Origin of the sequence: Tenacibaculum sp. 1B UA (genome assembly GCF_033978845.1) — a bacterium.
Classification (GTDB): domain Bacteria; phylum Bacteroidota; class Bacteroidia; order Flavobacteriales; family Flavobacteriaceae; genus Polaribacter.
Genome location: NZ_JAKVUA010000001.1, coordinates 38042 through 56106, shown reverse-complemented (window position 1 = coordinate 56106; position 18065 = coordinate 38042). Strand labels below are relative to the sequence as shown.

The window sequence follows — 18065 nt, the reverse complement described above, 5'->3', positions numbered from 1 at the left end:
TGATAAAGATAGTTCTTTTTCAGTTTTTAGTCAATGTTTCTATAGATACCTTACTTATTTTGGTTAAAAAAGCCATAACCTACACCAATTACTCTGTCGTAAATTTCACCAAAAGGTTTGTAGTAAACAATCACGGTGTATTCATTTTCAGTTTGGTAAAAAGAACCATCAATCTCATGTAAGTCAATATTTTTGCTGTTGTCTAAGGTAGTATAACTGTAGTTGTAAAACCCCTGTTTAAAAGGAAGTGTGGCTGTGTAAATTTTTTTAGAGGTGTTATAAGTCATTTTATTTTCTTCAGACAATTCGTAATTGTTAAAAGCACCATAAACAAAAATTTCTTTGTTCTCGTAAGGTTCAAAAGTATCTAAAGAAAAATGAACTAAAGAATAATCAGCTTCAGTATTGTCTCTATTGTCAATAACATCACGTTCAGTGGTTCTTACAACAAATTGTCCGTTAATATCAGGGTTGTAAGTATATGTTTTATCAACTCTAGGTTCGTCTGTGTAAAGGTAGCTGTGATACAGGTTTTTACGTTCTACTCTGGCAACATTTAAACTTGAGTTTCGTATAAATTTAGTGTCAAAATTTAAAAATTCATTTCCTCCCCAAAAATTAGTTTTAACTGTATGGTTGTATAACAATTGCTGAGGTTTGATAAAAACAGGCTGAAGATTGGTGAGAGCAGTGTTCCAATTGTGATTCTGAAATAACGTAACATTAATTTCTTGAGAAGGAGTGTTTATTTGTAAACCAGGGTGGTTTACAGAGAATTGAACTGTTTGTTGTTGGTTAGTTGTTGTAGCATTTCTACTTCTAAAAACGGCAACACCTACTGTGGTAATGTCTTCGTAAAATACACAACGCCTTGTAAAAACAACTTCGTAGTTTTCATCAATAACAGAAATTAAATAATTACCGCTTTTGGTGATAATTGTGTTTTGATTTGGGATTTCTACTGAATAATGAGTGTAGGGTTGTAGTGTGTTAAAAGAATTGGTAAAATTAATGATTTCATTTTGTTCAAAACCTTCAATGTATTGGTTGCTAGTTATTGAACTAGGTTTCCAATCATGAGTCATGTGTTCAACTTTGTATTGGTACTGTTTGCTATCAGCATTTAAATCATCAAAAGATAATTTTAAAACATCACCTAAACGAACAATTGGAGCATAAAAATTGGGATTATTTTTAGGACGTAGTTGTACTGTTTTTACATTTTGAGCAAAGGTTGAAACAACTAGTAAAAAGGTAATTATAGAGAGTTTTGTTTTTATCATGATATAACAAAAGTATCAAAATATAAGCCAAAGACAAGGTTTTTATTTAGAATAAATATAAATAATGTTGTTTTTTAAAGATAAGAAAGGTTTTGTTCTGCAAAGGGGTGCAAAATTTTTAAATTTGCGTGTTTTTAAGAAAATCAAATTAATCAGTTCCTATGTCAAAAGACATCCGTATTAAGAAGGGCTTGGATATCAAGCTAGTTGGCGAGGCAGAACAGATAACTACCGAACTTCAATCAGGTAGTATGTTTGCAGTAAAGCCAGATGATTTTCACGGCGTTATTCCTAAAATTTTAGCAAGAGAAGGTACAGAAGTAAAAGCAGGTGAAGCACTTTTTTATTCAAAAAGTGATGAGCGTATTTTATTCCCAAGTCCTGTTAGTGGTAAAGTTACAGAAATCGTTCGTGGAGCACGAAGAAAAGTTTTAGCAATTAAAATCACTGCTGATGCACAGCAGGCATACAAAGATTTTGGTAAAAAAGATGTAGACGCAATGTCTGGAGAAGAGGTTAAAAACCACTTGTTTGCTTCAGGTTGTTGGCCGTTTGTAAAACAACGTCCGTACGACGTGGTTGCAAACCCTAATCAAACACCAAAAGCAATCTTTGTATCAGCCTACGCAAGTGCACCTTTAGCAGCAGATTATGATTATGCGTTAAAAGGCAAAGAAGCAGAATTACAAGCTGCTTTAACAGCATTAACCAAATTAACAGCAGGTAAAGTACATGTTTCTGTAGCTAAAAACTCAACATTATCACCATTTAAAGATGTGAAAGGAGTTGAGCTACATAAGGTTTCAGGGCCACATCCAGTAGGAAATGTAAGTACTCAAATAGCACAAATAGACCCTATTAACAAAGGAGAAGTTGTATGGGTGGTTACACCTCAAGACTTAGTTGTTATGGGGGAATTGCTATTAACAGGAAAGTTTAATATTACTCGTACGGTTGCTTTAGCAGGATCTAAATTTAACAAACCACAGTATGTAACTGCAAAAGCAGGAGCTCACATTGCTGATGTTGTTAAAGGAAATTTAGATGCTAAAAACGCTCGTGTAATTAGCGGAAACGTGTTAAGCGGTTCAGAAGTTGGTGAAGATGGTTTCTTAGGATACTATGATAACTTGATTACTGCTATTCCTGAAGGAGATGATTATGAATTATTTGGATGGAATAAACCAGTTTTTAATAAAATATCTACTTCTAGAGCATTAACATTTTCTTGGTTAAATCCAAAAAAATCATACGATTTAAATACCAATACTAACGGAGAGCATAGAGCATTTGTAGTAACAGGTTCGTATGAAGAGATTTTTCCATTAGATATCTATCCGATGCAATTATTAAAAGCTTGTATGTATAAAGATCTTGACGAAATGGAAGGATTAGGAGCTTATGAAATTGCACCAGAAGATTTTGCGTTAACAGAATTTATTTGTGTATCGAAACAACCTCACCAAAAAATAATTCGTGAAGGATTAGATTTAATGAGAGAAGAATTAGGATAAGATATGGGCTTAAAACAAAACTTACATAATTTAAAAAAGAAGTATGAAGGGACTAAAATGGCTCCGCTATTTAATGGTTTTCATACGTTCTTATATATGCCGAATGAGACTACTCATGGAGGAACTCACATTAAGTCGGCAGATGATCTTAAACGTACAATGAATACAGTAATCATGGCATTAGTGCCATGCTTAATATTTGGTATGTTTAATGCAGGATATCAGCATAATCTTCAAATAGAAGCTGTTTCAAACGCAACAGGTTTCTTTTCAGGAGAATTTTGGAATATGAGTAACTTCCTAATAGGTTTAGTTAAAATATTACCATTAGTAATTGTTTCATATGCCGTTGGTTTAGCAATAGAATTTGTTTTTTGTATAATCAAAGGACATGAGATAGAAGAAGGGTACTTAGTAACAGGAATGTTAGTTCCGTTAATTGTACCTGTAGATTTACCTTTATGGATGTTAGCAGTAGCAGTAGCATTTGGAGTTATAATTGGTAAAGAAGTATTTGGAGGAACTGGGATGAATATCTTAAACCCAGCCTTAACAATTCGTGCATTCTTATTCTTCGCATATCCAACTTGGATGTCTGGAGATAAAGTATGGGTTCAAGGAGCTGTAGAAGCTGCAGGAACTGCAGATGCTATTTCAGGTGAAACTATTTTAGGAAGTTTAGCACAATCACAACCGTTAAATCATTCAGTTTCTGATATGTTCTTCGGATTTATTCCAGGTTCAGTAGGAGAAACATCAACATTATTAATTTTATTAGGAGCTTTATTCTTAATCTTTACAAAGATCGGAAGCTGGAGAATTATGCTGTCTGCAGTTATTGGAGCCTTAGTAATGGGATTCATCTTTAACCAGGTAGTTGATATGGGATGGATTGGTGAAACAAGTAAGTTTTACGGATTAATGAGTTTAGATTTCTGGAAGCATTTATTAATTGGAGGTTTTGCATTTGGTGCAGTATACATGGCTACTGATCCAGTAACAGCATCACAAACCAACAAAGGAAAATGGATTTACGGATTCTTAATAGGGTTTATTTCAATTATGATTCGTGTATTTAACCCAGCATACCCAGAAGGAGTAATGTTAGCAATCTTATTAATGAATGTATTTGCTCCAACAATTGATCATTACGTAGTTCAAGGGAATGTTAAGAGAAGATTAAAACGTTTAAAAGCTAAAACTGCCTAATTATGAGTAAGAAGACAGATAGTAATTTATATACGGTACTTTTCGCCATAGGAATGGTGTTAGTAGTAGGTGCGTTGTTAGCTTTTACAGCGTCATCACTCCGCCCAACAATCGATGCTAATAAACGTATCGAGAAGCAACAAAACATTTTGTATGCTATGGGGGTAAACGAAAATGATGAAACAAGTGTTGAATTTGTTTCAAAAGATAAAGTAGCAGAAGAGTTTGGTAAGTACATCAAAAAGCAATTAGTAATTGAAGGAGCTAATGTTTCTGAAGATGCTAAAGCATATTTAATAGATGTAAAGAAACAACAAACAGCAGCTAAAGAAGGTAAAACAAGAAAATTACCATTATTTGTTGGAGAAAAAGAAGGTAAAACTTTCTATATCGCACCAATTAGAGGTAAAGGTCTTTGGGATGCTATTTGGGGTTATGTTGCAATGGATAAAAATATGGTAGTTCAAGGAGTTTTCTTTGATCATAAAGGAGAAACCCCAGGTTTAGGAGCTAACATTAAGCAACGTTATTTTATGGACGATTTTATTGGAGAAGATTTAATGAGTAACGGTTCTTTTAAAGGAATTACAGTTTCTAAATCGAACAATGATCCAAAGAATGAAGATAAAAATGATAACGAGGTAGATGCAATTGCAGGAGCAACTATTACAGGTGACGGAGTAGCTGCAATGATTAAATCTGAACTAGGTTTATACGTACCTTACTTTAAAACATTAAAATAAATATGGGACTTTTATCAAAAAAAGACGCAGCATTAATTACTGATCCATTAGCAGATAATAATCCAATTACAATTCAGGTATTAGGTATTTGTTCTGCATTAGCAATTACAGCAGAGTTAAAAGCTTCTATTGTAATGTCTATATCGGTGTTATTTGTATTAGGAGTAGGAAATGTAGTAATCTCGTTAATGAGAAATATTATTCCATCAAAAATTAGAATTATTGTACAGTTAATCGTAGTAGCTACCTTAGTAATTATTGTAGACCAAGTGTTAAAAGCATTTGCATACGATTTAAGTAAAACCTTATCAGTATTTATTGGGTTAATTATTACTAACTGTATTATTATGGGACGTTTTGAAGCATTTGCTTTAGGTAACGGGCCATGGAGGTCGTTCTTAGACGGAATAGGAAATGCTTTAGGATACGCAGTAATCTTAATTATTGTAGGATTCTTTAGAGAATTATTAGGTTCAGGTACTTTATTAGGATTTAAAGTATTAGGAGATCCTATTGAAAAAACAGGATTGTATGCTTTAGGATATGAAAATAACGGATTTATGTTATTATCACCAATGGCATTAATCGTTGTAGGTATTATTATTTGGGTACAACGTACAAGAAATAAAGCACTAGTAGAAGATTAAAATAGTAAAGAGACGTTAGATATGAGAATTGAGATGCTATCAATAAATAAACTCAATACTAACTACTCAATACTCAATACTATAAAAATATGGAACATATAGAATTATTTTTTAAATCGATATTTATAGATAACATGGTATTTGCTACCTTCTTAGGAATGTGTTCATACCTTGCAGTATCTAAAAAAGTATCAACAGCCGTAGGTTTAGGAGCTGCAGTAATCTTTGTATTAGCAGTAACAGTACCAGTAAACTGGTTGTTAGATCAATACTTATTACAACCTGGAGCTTTAAAATGGTTAGGAACTGAGTATGCAGACTATGATTTAAGTTTCTTATCATTCATCATGTTTATTGCAACGATTGCAACTATGGTACAATTGGTAGAGATTATTGTAGAAAAATTCGCACCAGCATTATATAACTCTTTAGGTATTTTTTTACCATTAATTGCAGTAAACTGTGCAATTTTAGGAGGGTCTTTATTTATGCAATCACGTGAAATTCCAACATTAGGATTATCATTTACGTATGGTGTTGGTTCGGGTATCGGATGGTTCTTGGCAATTTTAGCAATTGCAGCGATTCGTGAAAAAATCAGATATTCATCTGTGCCACCAGCATTAAGAGGATTGGGAATTACATTCATTATTACAGGTTTAATGGCTATCGGATTTATGAGTTTCGGTGGAATGTTAACAGGAGGTGATGATGCAGGTAAAAAAGAAGAAACTGCTGAAGTTAAGGTTGAAAAGAAAGAAGTAGAAGAAAAGGCTGTTGAGTCAACTCAAGAGAAAGCAGAAGAATTAGCTAATAACACTAAAGAAATTACACAATAATGGTATTTTTAGAAGTAAGCACAGGAGGAACAGTTGCTATTACAGTATTAGCGTTTTTAGCGGTACTTTTAGTTTTAGTAGCCTTATTATTATTTGTAAAACAAAAGTTAGCACCATCTGGACCTGTAAAAATTACAATCAATGGTGAAAAAACAATTGAAGTATCATCAGGAGGAACTTTATTATCTACCTTAGGTAATGAAAAAATCTTCTTACCATCAGCATGTGGTGGAGGTGGTTCTTGTGTACAGTGTGAGTGTCACGTAAACTCTGGTGGAGGTGAAGCTTTACCAACAGAAACGCCTCACTTTACACGTAAAGAATTACAACATGGGATTCGTTTAGCATGTCAAGTAAAGGTAAAGCAAGATATGGATATCTCTATTCCAGAAGAAATTTTTGGAATTAAGAAATGGGAAGCAACTGTAGTACGTAACTATAACGTAGCAACCTTTATTAAGGAATTTGTAGTTGAGATTCCAGAAGAAATGGATTATAAAGCAGGTGGGTATATTCAAATTGAAATACCACCATGTGAAGTAAAATATGCTGATATGGATATTTCTGCACATCCACAAGATCATCCTGGTGAACCAGATAAATTTGAGGCTGATTGGGATAAATTTAACCTAAGGCCATTAGTAATGAAGAATGAAGAAACTGTAGAAAGAGCATACTCTATGGCTTCTTACCCAGCAGAAGGAAGAGAAATCATGTTAAATGTTCGTGTAGCAACACCTCCTTTCGACCGTGCTAAAGGTGGATGGATGGATGTAAATCCAGGGGTAGCATCTTCGTATATTTTTAATCAAAAGCCAGGAGATAAAGTAACTATTTCTGGACCTTATGGTGAATTCTTTATTAACGAGTCTGATGCAGAGATGTTATATGTAGGTGGTGGAGCAGGTATGGCACCAATGCGTTCACATATTTATCATTTATTTAGAACTTTAAAGACTGGTAGAAAAGTAACATACTGGTATGGAGGTCGTTCTAAAGCAGAATTATTCTACATTCACTATTTTAGAGCGTTAGAAAAAGACTTTCCAAACTTTAAATTCTACTTGGCATTATCTGAGCCATTAGAAGAAGATAACTGGAAGGTTAAAAAAGATATTAATGATGAAAGCGGAGATGGTTTTGTTGGATTTATTCACCAAGTTGTAATAGACCAATATTTATCTAAACATGAAAGTCCTGAGGATTTAGAATTATATTTCTGTGGACCACCATTAATGAACAAAGCAGTACAAAAAATGGGTGAAGATTTTGGTCTAGATGACGAAAACATTCGTTTTGATGACTTTGGAGGATAGACACTTCGTGTTTAATACATTATATAAAAAACCGATACAAATTTGTATCGGTTTTTATATTTTGAAAAGAAAAGAATAATGTGCTAAGCCAGTTAAGAGTTCTATTGATAAATTACATCAAACGTATAAATAGGACTATTTTTTTCATATTCAAAAACTTTAGCATAGTCCATAACGTCAGGTATATCTTCAAGCTTAGATAAATGTGCTACAACAGCACATAAGCCATTAAACAGTCTTTCCTTATTGGTAGGGTTCTTAGGTTTTGGATTGTAGTAACATAATGGAACAGTAAAACCACATGTTTCTAAAAATACTTTCTCAATGTGTAGTAATTCAAGCGGAGTGTAACCATTAAACTTTCTGCCCAAATTTTGGTGTACCCTACCCACATAGCTTAACCTCAATGAACCATGACCATTTGTTAAATGTTTCCAGCTATCTCGGTTATCTAAAATATTACCAACTGCGCATGCCGAACAACATTCAGGATTCAATTCATCGTTATGAAAAGCATTATAAAGCTTAATAAACGCCTGTTCTAGTCGTTTTGGTATTTCCATAATCAAAAAGAATTAACTCCTTTAAATATACAAAATATTGGTTGTACCTTTGCATCAAATTATTGTTAATGACAACTTTTCAAGATTTAGACTTATCAAATCCACTACGAAATTCAATTGAAGAATTAGGTTTTGTACACCCAACACCTATTCAAGAACAAGCATTTCCTGTAATCCGATCAGGAAAAGACGTGGTTGGTATTGCGCAAACAGGTACTGGTAAAACCTTCGGGTACTTATTGCCAATATTACGCGATTTAAAGTTTTCTAAACAACAACATCCAAGAGTGTTAATTTTAGTACCTACTCGTGAGTTGGTAGTACAAGTTGTTGAAGAAATTGAAAAGCTATCAAAATATATAACACTACGAGCTATTGGAGTTTACGGAGGTGTAAACTTAAACCGTCATAAAGAAGCAGTAATGCAAGGTTCAGATATTATTGTTGCTACACCTGGGCGTTTATATGACTTAGCATTAAGTAAAGTATTGAAGCTAAAATCTATTCAGAAGTTGGTAATTGATGAAGTAGATGTGATGCTCGATTTAGGATTCCGTTTTCAATTATTAAACATTTTCGATTTATTACCACAACGACGTCAAAATATCATGTTTTCAGCAACGATGACAGAAGATGTAGAGGCATTAATTGATGATTTTTTTATTGCGCCGCATAAAATAGCGATAGCAGTGAGTGGAACACCATTAGATAACATTCAGCAAACAAGTTATGATGTTCCAAATTTTTATACAAAAGTTAACCTGTTAAACTATTTATTATTTGATAAATCTGAGTTTAGTAAGGTATTGGTGTTTGCGCCAAATAAACGAAATGCAGATAGGTTGTTTGATTGTGTTGCAGAAGAATATCCGTCTCAAGCTTGTGTTATTCACTCAAACAAAACGCAGAACTATCGTTTACGCTCTATTGAGCAGTTTAATCAAGGAGAAAAACGAATTTTAATTGCTACTGATGTTATAGCGCGTGGACTTGATTTAGAAGGGGTTACGCATGTGGTTAATTTTAATGCACCACATTTTCCTGAAAATTATATGCATAGAATAGGTCGTACTGGTCGTGCTGAGCGTGAAGGAAAAGCCATTTTATTTGCGACAGAAAAAGAACAGGAAGCTAAACAACGAATTGAGGAATTGATGGATTATGAGATTCCGAAGTTAGAAATTCCAGAGCAGGTTGAAATCTCAAAAGAGCTAACAGAAGAAGAGCGTCCAAAAGAAGGTGGAGAAGTTAATAAGAATAGAACGTCTCAAGAGTATATTCCAGGGCCCGCTTTTCACGAGAAAAAAGAAAAGAATAAAAAAACAAATCAAGGAGGTTCATACCGAAGAGAAATTGCGAAGAAGTATAAAAAGCCTAAAACAAGAGGTGATAAAAACTATAACAAACGCAATAAGAAAAAATAATGCAAGCACTTACAGAACAAGAACTTCATAATTTAGGGATGAATATCGTAGGTACAAAACTACAAGAAATGGGGTATGAGTTTATTGCTGTTAATAGTGAGTTGAAAAAGCATCCACAGTTCGTATTGTATAAAAAAGGAGAGCCTACCATTTTTGTATTGGTAAAAACGACAAATAATATACAATCGCCACAAGAATATGATGTGTTGTGGATGGAAACATTTAAAAAACATGCCGAAAAACAAAACGCTAATGTTTGGTATGCAGGTGTAGGAATAGCAAATGCTGAAAGTGTTGATTTACCTGTTTTTAAAGACAAACCTTACTACATTGCTTTCGATGATTTTATAAAGTTTTAAAAAGAGCTATTCTATATTCCTAAAAAAGGAATAGATCTACTTTGATTTTCTTCCAAATTAAAACACCTTTTATAGTAGTAGAGGTGGTTTTTTCTATAATTACTGAAATTTTAATTACCCTTTTCACTGATTGAAAAAGAGTGGTTTAAATAGACTGAAAAGGGTAAAAAACCTTTTAACTATCAAGTAGTTGTGTATTAATTTTACCACACGGAAATTAATAAAATAACTAGAAGAATGAAAAAAGAACTACTAATCAAAAAGGGAAAAAAATTAATGAAATCTTTTTTAATGTTTTTATCAGATTTAGGTAATGCCGCAAGCTATGCAATCAATAATTAAGATTTACAATAATTAAAGTTAAAAAAAACACTCGTTTTACAATGTAATCGAGTGTTTTTTTATACATAAATAGTAACTTTACGGTGTGGAGAATCTTTTACGAAAAATAAAGGAATGTAAAATTTGTGAGGAACACATAGAGCCCAACCCTGTAGCTTTTGCTAGTAAAAAGTCAAAAATTATTATTGTAGGTCAAGCACCAGGAACCAAAGTGCATCAATCAGGAATCCCTTGGGATGATGCCAGCGGTAAGCAGCTTAGAAAATGGTTAAATGTTACTGATGAGGAGTTCTATAATACAAATAACTTTGGAATAATTCCAATGGGTTTTTGTTACCCAGGAAAAGGGAAAACAGGAGACTTACCGCCAAGAAAAGAGTGTGCACCACAATGGCATCAGCCTCTATTAAAAGAAATATCAGAAGTTAAATTGATTATTTTAATAGGAATGTATGCACAAAACTATTACTTAAAAGAAAAAACAAAAAGAACACTCACAGAAACAGTGAACACTTTTGAAGAATACTTGCCTAACTATTTTGTATTACCGCATCCATCACCAAGAAACCGATTTTGGTTAACCAAAAACCGATGGTTTGAAAAAGATGTTTTACCAGTATTGAAAAGCACAGTAAAAAAGCTATTATAGCGATTTTAATACGATAAGAAAGTTAAACAACATACGTTGATAAATTTGTACTTTTGCAAGGTATGATAGAAACACGAGAAGCCATATCAGAAAAAACGGTTTTAATAGGTATTATAACCCAACATCAAGATGAAAAGCAATCAGAAGAATATTTGGATGAACTAGAGTTTTTGACACTTACAGCTGGAGGAGTAGCTGTGAAACGATTTGTTCAAAAACTAGATAAACCACATCCAAAAACGTTTATAGGAACAGGGAAGCTAGAAGATGTAAAAGCGTATATAGAGTCCAATGAAATAGGAACAGCCATTTTTGATGACGAACTATCGCCAGCACAACTTAGAAATATTGAACGTTATCTAGACTGTAAGATTTTAGATAGAACCAACTTAATTCTTGATATTTTTGCTAGTAGAGCGCAGACAAGTTCAGCAAAAGCACAGGTTGAGTTAGCACAATATCAATATTTATTACCTCGATTAACACGAATGTGGACACACCTTGATAAGCAAAAAGGAGGGATAGGTATGCGTGGTCCAGGGGAAACAGAAATAGAAACTGACCGTCGTATTATTCGTGATAAAATATCTTTGTTAAAAAAGAAATTAACAACTATTGACAAACAAATGTCAGTACAACGTAAAAACCGTGGAAAAATGGTGCGTGTTGCTTTAGTTGGGTATACCAATGTTGGAAAATCTACCTTGATGAATGTAGTTAGTAAAAGTGAGGTCTTTGCAGAAAACAAGTTATTTGCAACGCTTGATACTACAGTTAGAAAAGTAGTTATAAAGAATATTCCTTTTTTAATGACGGATACTGTTGGGTTTATTAGAAAATTACCAACTCAGCTGGTAGAGTCATTTAAATCTACCTTAGATGAAGTACGTGAAGCCGATTTATTACTACATGTAGTAGATATATCACACCCGAATTTTGAAGATCATATAGCTTCTGTAAATAAGATTTTGGATGAAATTGATAGTAAAGACAAGCCTACGGTTATGGTGTTTAATAAAATAGATGCGTATACCCATGAAACTATTGATGAAGATGATTTAATTACAGAAAAAACAAAAGAGCATTATACACTAGAAGATTGGAAAAGAACGTGGATGAATGACTTAGAAACTGAAAGCATTTTTATTTCAGCCTTGAATAAAGATAATTTAGAAAATTTTAAAGAGAAAGCGTATGAAGAAGTAAAGAAAATACATATTCAACGTTTTCCTTATAATGATTTCTTATATCAAGAGTATTAGTTTTTTACAGTATAAAAACACAACAATAACTTAAAAAGAGCTTAAAGAATTATAATTTTAAGTTCTTTTTTGTTATATTTATAATCCCTAACATAGTTTTTTCTATGTTTTATAAAGGATTGTAAATTAATATTTTTAACCATTTTATCCCCCTGAAAATGAAAAATAATAAAACTTCACAAACAAAATCTAGACGATTTTATTTAGATCAATCAGCTAATAAGAAAGTATAACTTTTACTCTAGTAATTCAATCTTATTTAACCAGCTAACTTACCAAGTATTCATAAAGTTTTAAGTGCAGAAATTTAAAGCTATATGAAATGACCACTTTTTTTTGAGTTACCATGTGTTAATCTGAATAGATCATGATGAAAAATATAATTATACTCTTGTTAATGTGTTGTGGTTTTCAATTTGCTACAGCACAAGAGAAGTGTACATCTGAAAATCCTCATTCAGTAGATGTAAACATTGTTGATAAATGTTTAATAGAAAAAAAAGTAGATAAGAATGATGAGGGAACTCCTGTTGTAACTACAATCTCTAGTAGAAGACACTTAAGAAAACGTGTTTACTTTGAAAAAGTTATTAGCTTAGCTAATGATATAAAAACAAATCAAGTTAAGTTGATGAAAATAACTAATGATTTAGCGATGTGCCGTTTGTACAATATTACTCCAATTACAAAAGTAATAAAGAAAAAAGCTGTTTCTTTTGATGTGGTTGATGAAATTCCTGTGTTTTTGTCGTGTACAAATCCTTTAATAGATAAGGTAGATTGTTTTAATTATGAAATGCAAAATCATATAATTAATACATTGGTATATCCAAATGAAGCCTTAGATAAGGGGATAGAGGGAGAGGTACTTGTAAGCTTTGTAATTGACGAAGCTGGTAAGGTAACAGATATTAAAACGGAAGGAGTAGATGTACATGAACTCTTAAAAGAAGAAGCTAAAAGAATTGTGTTATTACTACCTAATTTTACTCCAGGAAAACAGCAAGGTAAAAACACAAAAGTAGCGTATAGTTTTCCCATGAATTTTAGCTTAAATAGCTCTGAAGATTAGAGTGTTAAAATAATTTAATTTCTATAAAAAAAAGAATACCTTTGCGCGCCATATTTTTCACAAATAAAAACTTAGAATTAGTTTATTGGAAAAATGTTAAACCCCTTAGGTATGAGAAAAGTTATTTTAGTAATAACAATATTTTGTTTTTATGCTACGAATGTTGTATCACAACGTGAAGTATGTGAAACTCCAGAAGAGTCTTTAGACTTAAACAGTATTACAAAATGTACTATAGCCCCAAAAAGTAAAAAGAACAAAGGGACACGACAAATTTCTGTAAAAGTATCGGCTAATAGAAGGTATTTAAAAAAGAGAGAAATCTCAAAAAAGAAAGCGGTTTCAAATGCTGCTGAATTGTCAGGAGCTGGAACAGCAGCAGTAGAGGGTACAACTAACCAAACAGAATTAAACCAATCGTTAACTTTAAAGAACAATCTTGAAGATATAACAAGTAAACTATCAGCAGAAGAAGTAAGAAAAGCTGAAAAATTTACTACAGTTGATAGAATACCTTTGTTTTCTGCATGCAAAAAAGCAAAGAAAAATGAAAGGTTAGATTGTTTTAATGTTGAAATGGTAAAGCATATTCAAAAACATTTCAGATACCCTAGTCAAGCGGTAAAAGAATCTATTCAAGGAGAAGTTTGGGTACGCTTTATTATTGACAAGAATGGTCAGGTTAAGAATATTAAAACCTTAGGGCCTAAAAATGGTGGATTACTAAACAATGAAGCTGTTCGAGTAGTATCTCAACTACCACAGTTTATACCTGCTAAAAAGTCAGGAGATCAAACTTCAGTAAAATACGGATTTCCTATTATGTTTGCTCTTGATGAGTAAATAAATCACAAATAACTTAATACAAATCAATTAAAAATAAACATTATGTTTAAAAAACTACTATCCTTAGTTTTGGTAGTGTGTAGTATGTCTATTTATGCACAAACTACAGTAAATGGAAAAGTTTACGACGAATACTTGGAGCCTTTTCCAAATGCAGTAATTCTTTCTGGAGAAGCTAGGGCAACCTCTGATTTTGAAGGAAATTTCAGCTTACAAGTTAAGTCAACTTACCCTATAACTATGCAAGTTTCTGCTTTTGGGTATAAAACGGAAGTAATTGAGATTACTTCATTAGATCAAGAAGTGAATGTAATTTTAAAAGAAAGTGTAGCACTGGATGAAGTTGTAATTTCAGCATCTCGATCTCCTGAACGAGTTATTGAATCTCCAGTAACTATTGAAAGAATGGGAGTTATTGATGTTAAAAGAAATACATCAATTTCATTTTATGACGGATTAGCAAACTTAAAAGGAATTGAATCACGTGAAGCAAATTACGGATTTAAATCTGTAAACTCTCGTGGTTTTTCTACTTTCGATAATACTCGATTTGTACAGTTAGTTGATGGAGTAGAAACATCAATACCAGCGTTGAATTTCTCAGCAGGAAATATTATGGGGCTTTCAGATTTAGATGTTAAAAATGTTGAAATCCTTCCAGGAGCTTCTTCTGCTTTGTATGGAGCAAATGCGTTTAACGGTATTTTATTAATGAGTAGTAAAAATCCTTTTGATAATACAGGTATAAGTACTTATATCAAAACTGGTAATATGTCGCAAGAAGCAGCAGGAAACAATCCGTTTTATGATGCAGGAATTCGTATGGCATATAAGTTCAATGATTATGTTGCAGCAAAAGCTAATTTAACTTATTTTTCTGCTGAAGAATGGCATGCAGTTGATACCAGAAACACCACAGGAATTGGAGGAACAGCTATTGATGGAGATAGAGATGCAAACACTGATTATGATGGTGTAAATGTATATGGTGATGATTTTAATTTTAATTTAAATGATTTGGATCCAGCGTTACCTTCTATGAATGTTAGTAGAACAGGGTACGAAGAAAAAGATTTAACTAATTATAATGGTTATAACTTAAAATTTGATGGATCTATTCATATCAGACCGTGGGCAAATGATGCATTAGAAATTATAGTAAACTCTCGTTTTTCTCGTGGAGATAATACATATCAAGGAACAAATAGATTCTCTCAAAAAGGATATTTTATCGAGCAGTATAAGTTAGAGCTTAAAGGAAGAAACTTTTTTGTAAGAGGATATTATACAGGAAATGACTCAGGAAAAAGTCACGATTTACGATTCGCAGCTATTGCGTTAAATGAAAAATACAATCCAACCCAAAATTGGTATCAAGAATACGCTGGTATATATAGTGGAGCATTAACAGTTCCAGGATATACACCTCTTAACGATGCTGATGCAAGAAGATTTGCAAATAGAAATAGATTTGTACCAGGATCATCTGAATTCAAAACAGCTTTAGAAGAGGTAATTAATACTCCAATAAACAAGGGGGGAGCAGGATTAAAAGATGAGACTTCTTTTTACCATTTTGATGCTAATTATAACTTTAAAGATATTATCCGTTGGGGAGAGATTCAAATAGGAGGTTCTTACCGTAAATTTGATATTAATTCAAACGGAACTTTATTTACTGATGAAAATAGTAGTATAGAGTTTGATATGATAGGGGTTTATTCTCAAATTCAAAAGAAATTCTTAGATGATAGATTAAAGTTTACAGGATCTGTTCGTTATGATAAATCTAAAAACTTTGAAGGAAACTTCTCGCCAAGGGTAGCATTAAATTATTCTTTAGGAGAATCAAAAAACCATATTTTAAGAGCTTCTTATCAAACAGGATTTAGAAATCCAAGTACTTTAGAGCAATACTTTGGATTACGTTCAGGACCAAGTAAGTATATTTTAGGTACTTCAGAAGAAAACCTAGATCGTTTTTCTACTATTGTAGTTAATCAAGATGGTACTACTAGTGAAATTACTGGCAGACAGGCTTTTGGAAATGCATTAGTTGGAAGAAATAATAGAGTTAAACTTGATGTGAATCCAATTAAACCAGAAAAGGTTACTTCATATGAAGTTGGATATAGAAGTATTATCGATTTAAATAGTAGAAATATATTAGAATTAGATATTAATGGTTATTACAACCAGTATAATGATTTTGTAGCATTTAAAGATGTTATTGTGGCTAATTACGGAGGTTTAGAGGCTGATGGAACACCAGATGCACAAGCTGATGCAGCAATAGATAATGGAGATTATACTTCGTTTGTTCTTAATACAAATACATCAGCTAATGTAGATTCGTATGGTGTAGGTGTTGGGGTAAATACAAAAGTATTTAAGACATTTAACTTAGGAGCTAACTATACATATTCAAAATTAGTTTTTGATCAAAGAGATGATCCTACTTTTAAAGCAGGATTTAATACTCCAGAGCATCAAGTAAAAGTAATGTTTGGAAATCCAAACTTGTTTAAAAACTTTGGGTTTAATGTGAATTTAAGATGGCAAGATGAGTTCTATTGGCAGTCAAGCTTCTTAGATGATACAGTAGATGCAAGAACGGTATTAGATGCGCAAATAAACTATAGAGTACCTGCTATTAAATCAAGGTTTAAACTAGGAGGAACTAACTTAACAGGCAACGAGTATATGGTTGCGCCAGGATCTGGATTAATTGGTTCTATGTACTATGTTTCTTGGACAATTAATGACTAGAGATAGTTAAGATATATAATAAAAAAAGAGGTATGAATTTATTCATACCTCTTTTTTGTTTTACAAACTTTTTAAAATTTGCTATTCGTTTTCAGTATCATTAATAATTCCTAGTCGTTTAGCACGTTGTTCCCAGCTTTTTCTAGCTAAGCTTTGTAGGTTAGCTACATTATCACTCTCATCCATTATTTCGTAGCCTAAAAGAGTTTCTATAACGTCTTCTTGAGTCACCAAACCGCTAACAGCTCCATATTCATCTACAACTAAAGCCAAATGTTCTCTCTGTTCAATTAGTTTTTCAAATAGATTAGGAATAGATAATTCTCTACTTGCTATAATAATTTCTCTCTTAATTGTTTTTAAAGGCTCATTTCCTTTGTTATCAACCAAGGAAAGTAATAGTTGATCTTTTAAAACATAACCAGTTATATTGTCTGAGTTTTCAGCATATACAGGTATTCTGGAGAAACGTAAAGGTCTGTTTTCATTAAAAAAAGATTCAATACTTTGGTTTTCATCAGCGGTAGTAAGTACCGTACGAGGTGTCATAATGTGTTTGGCCTGAACTTCTTTAAAGTTTAGCATATTTCTAATTACTTTACCTTCACTTTCATGAAAAACACCTTCTTGTTCGGCAATATCGGTCATGGCAGAGAAGTCCTCTCTACTTAAAACACTTTCACCATGTGCTCCTTTCCCAAACATCTTAGTAAATAGCTGCAATAACCAAATAATACCGGTGTATTTACAAAAGAAAATAAGTATGTTTAAAGCTTTGGTTGTAAAACCAGCTAAAGATTTCCAGTAAGTAGCACCAATAGTTTTAGGAATAATTTCAGAAGCGACTAAAATTAAAATTGTCATTATAGCAGAAACAATAAAAACACCATTTCCTTCATCACTGAATATTTTCTTCGCTTGGGCACCAACTAAAATAGCTCCTACGGTGTGTGCTACAGTATTTACAGTTAAAATAGCAATAAGAGGCTTGTCCACATCTTTTTTTAATGTTTCAAGATCTTTTGCGTAAGCCTTCTCCTCTTTCTTTTTAAGGTTAACAAAAGTTGGGGTAACACTTAGCAGAACAGCTTCTAGTATAGAACATAAAAAAGAGAAAAATATAGATAATGTGGCGTAAACAATTAATAATGTCATTCGTTAAATTTTTAAGCTAAAATACATAAAAAGAAAACCTCAAGAACATGTTCTTGAGGTTTTACTATTGTGT

General features: G+C 32.4%; 16 protein-coding genes. 13 read left to right on the top strand and 3 right to left on the bottom strand.

The window, feature by feature from the left end; genetic code table 11:
• Positions 1-50: 50 nt before the first annotated feature.
• Positions 51-1283, bottom strand: coding sequence for a DUF5103 domain-containing protein (locus tag MK851_RS00230; protein WP_320240478.1), 1233 nt, complete (start codon positions 1281-1283; stop codon positions 51-53).
• Positions 1284-1444: 161 nt separating this feature from the next.
• Between MK851_RS00230 and MK851_RS00225 the strand changes: the two genes are divergently transcribed.
• The 6 genes from MK851_RS00225 to nqrF all read left to right on the top strand — a co-directional run bounded on the left by MK851_RS00225 (position 1445) and on the right by nqrF (position 7551).
• Complete coding sequence (locus tag MK851_RS00225) at positions 1445-2797, top strand: Na(+)-translocating NADH-quinone reductase subunit A (protein ID WP_320240476.1); 1353 nt, start codon at positions 1445-1447, stop codon at positions 2795-2797.
• A 3-nt stretch (positions 2798-2800) separates the two neighbouring features.
• On the top strand, positions 2801-4006 hold the full coding sequence (locus tag MK851_RS00220; protein ID WP_303505632.1) for an NADH:ubiquinone reductase (Na(+)-transporting) subunit B: 1206 nt from the start codon (positions 2801-2803) through the stop codon (positions 4004-4006).
• Between the two features lie 2 nt (positions 4007-4008).
• The gene (locus tag MK851_RS00215) at positions 4009-4749 is read left to right on the top strand and encodes a Na(+)-translocating NADH-quinone reductase subunit C (protein WP_303505630.1); all 741 of its coding nucleotides are present in this window, start codon (positions 4009-4011) and stop codon (positions 4747-4749) included.
• 2 nt (positions 4750-4751) lie between these two features.
• Positions 4752-5396 (top strand): NADH:ubiquinone reductase (Na(+)-transporting) subunit D, encoded by a 645-nt coding sequence (locus tag MK851_RS00210; RefSeq protein ID WP_047788329.1) that lies wholly within the window; start codon positions 4752-4754, stop codon positions 5394-5396.
• Between the two features lie 89 nt (positions 5397-5485).
• Complete coding sequence (gene nqrE / locus MK851_RS00205; RefSeq protein ID WP_303505621.1) at positions 5486-6235, top strand: NADH:ubiquinone reductase (Na(+)-transporting) subunit E; 750 nt, start codon at positions 5486-5488, stop codon at positions 6233-6235.
• Entirely contained in the window at positions 6235-7551 is a 1317-nt protein-coding gene (gene nqrF, locus MK851_RS00200; RefSeq protein WP_320240467.1) for an NADH:ubiquinone reductase (Na(+)-transporting) subunit F, read from the top strand. Before nqrE ends, nqrF begins: the two co-directional genes overlap by 1 nt.
• A 101-nt stretch (positions 7552-7652) precedes the next feature.
• Here nqrF and MK851_RS00195 read toward each other — a convergent pair whose 3' ends face one another.
• Positions 7653-8114 (bottom strand): Na(+)-translocating NADH-quinone reductase subunit F, encoded by a 462-nt coding sequence (locus tag MK851_RS00195; RefSeq protein ID WP_320240465.1) that lies wholly within the window; start codon positions 8112-8114, stop codon positions 7653-7655.
• Between the two features lie 68 nt (positions 8115-8182).
• Here MK851_RS00195 and MK851_RS00190 point away from each other — a divergent pair, with 68 nt between their 5' ends.
• The 7 genes from MK851_RS00190 to MK851_RS00160 all read left to right on the top strand — a co-directional run bounded on the left by MK851_RS00190 (position 8183) and on the right by MK851_RS00160 (position 16837).
• Entirely contained in the window at positions 8183-9538 is a 1356-nt protein-coding gene (locus MK851_RS00190) for a DEAD/DEAH box helicase (RefSeq protein WP_303505613.1), read from the top strand.
• Positions 9538-9897 carry a Na(+)-translocating NADH-quinone reductase subunit F gene (locus MK851_RS00185; protein WP_303505610.1) on the top strand — a complete coding sequence of 120 codons (360 nt, stop codon included), beginning with the start codon at positions 9538-9540 and terminating at the stop codon, positions 9895-9897. The genes MK851_RS00190 and MK851_RS00185 overlap by 1 nt, the downstream gene beginning before the upstream one ends.
• A gap of 427 nt (positions 9898-10324) precedes the next feature.
• Entirely contained in the window at positions 10325-10888 is a 564-nt protein-coding gene (locus MK851_RS00180) for a uracil-DNA glycosylase family protein (protein ID WP_303505608.1), read from the top strand.
• A 62-nt stretch (positions 10889-10950) separates the two neighbouring features.
• Positions 10951-12150 (top strand): GTPase HflX, encoded by a 1200-nt coding sequence (gene hflX, locus MK851_RS00175; protein WP_303505606.1) that lies wholly within the window; start codon positions 10951-10953, stop codon positions 12148-12150.
• A gap of 367 nt (positions 12151-12517) precedes the next feature.
• Positions 12518-13222, top strand: a complete 705-nt coding sequence (locus MK851_RS00170; protein WP_320240461.1) for an energy transducer TonB — start codon at positions 12518-12520, stop codon at positions 13220-13222.
• Between the two features lie 111 nt (positions 13223-13333).
• Positions 13334-14065, top strand: coding sequence for an energy transducer TonB (locus MK851_RS00165; protein WP_320240459.1), 732 nt, complete (start codon positions 13334-13336; stop codon positions 14063-14065).
• Between the two features lie 45 nt (positions 14066-14110).
• Positions 14111-16837 carry a TonB-dependent receptor domain-containing protein gene (locus MK851_RS00160; protein ID WP_320240457.1) on the top strand — a complete coding sequence of 909 codons (2727 nt, stop codon included), beginning with the start codon at positions 14111-14113 and terminating at the stop codon, positions 16835-16837.
• A gap of 81 nt (positions 16838-16918) precedes the next feature.
• On the opposite strand, the gene MK851_RS00155 is transcribed toward MK851_RS00160, so the two are convergent.
• Entirely contained in the window at positions 16919-17992 is a 1074-nt protein-coding gene (locus MK851_RS00155; RefSeq protein WP_303505597.1) for a CNNM domain-containing protein, read from the bottom strand.
• Between the last annotated feature and the right edge of the window lie 73 nt (positions 17993-18065).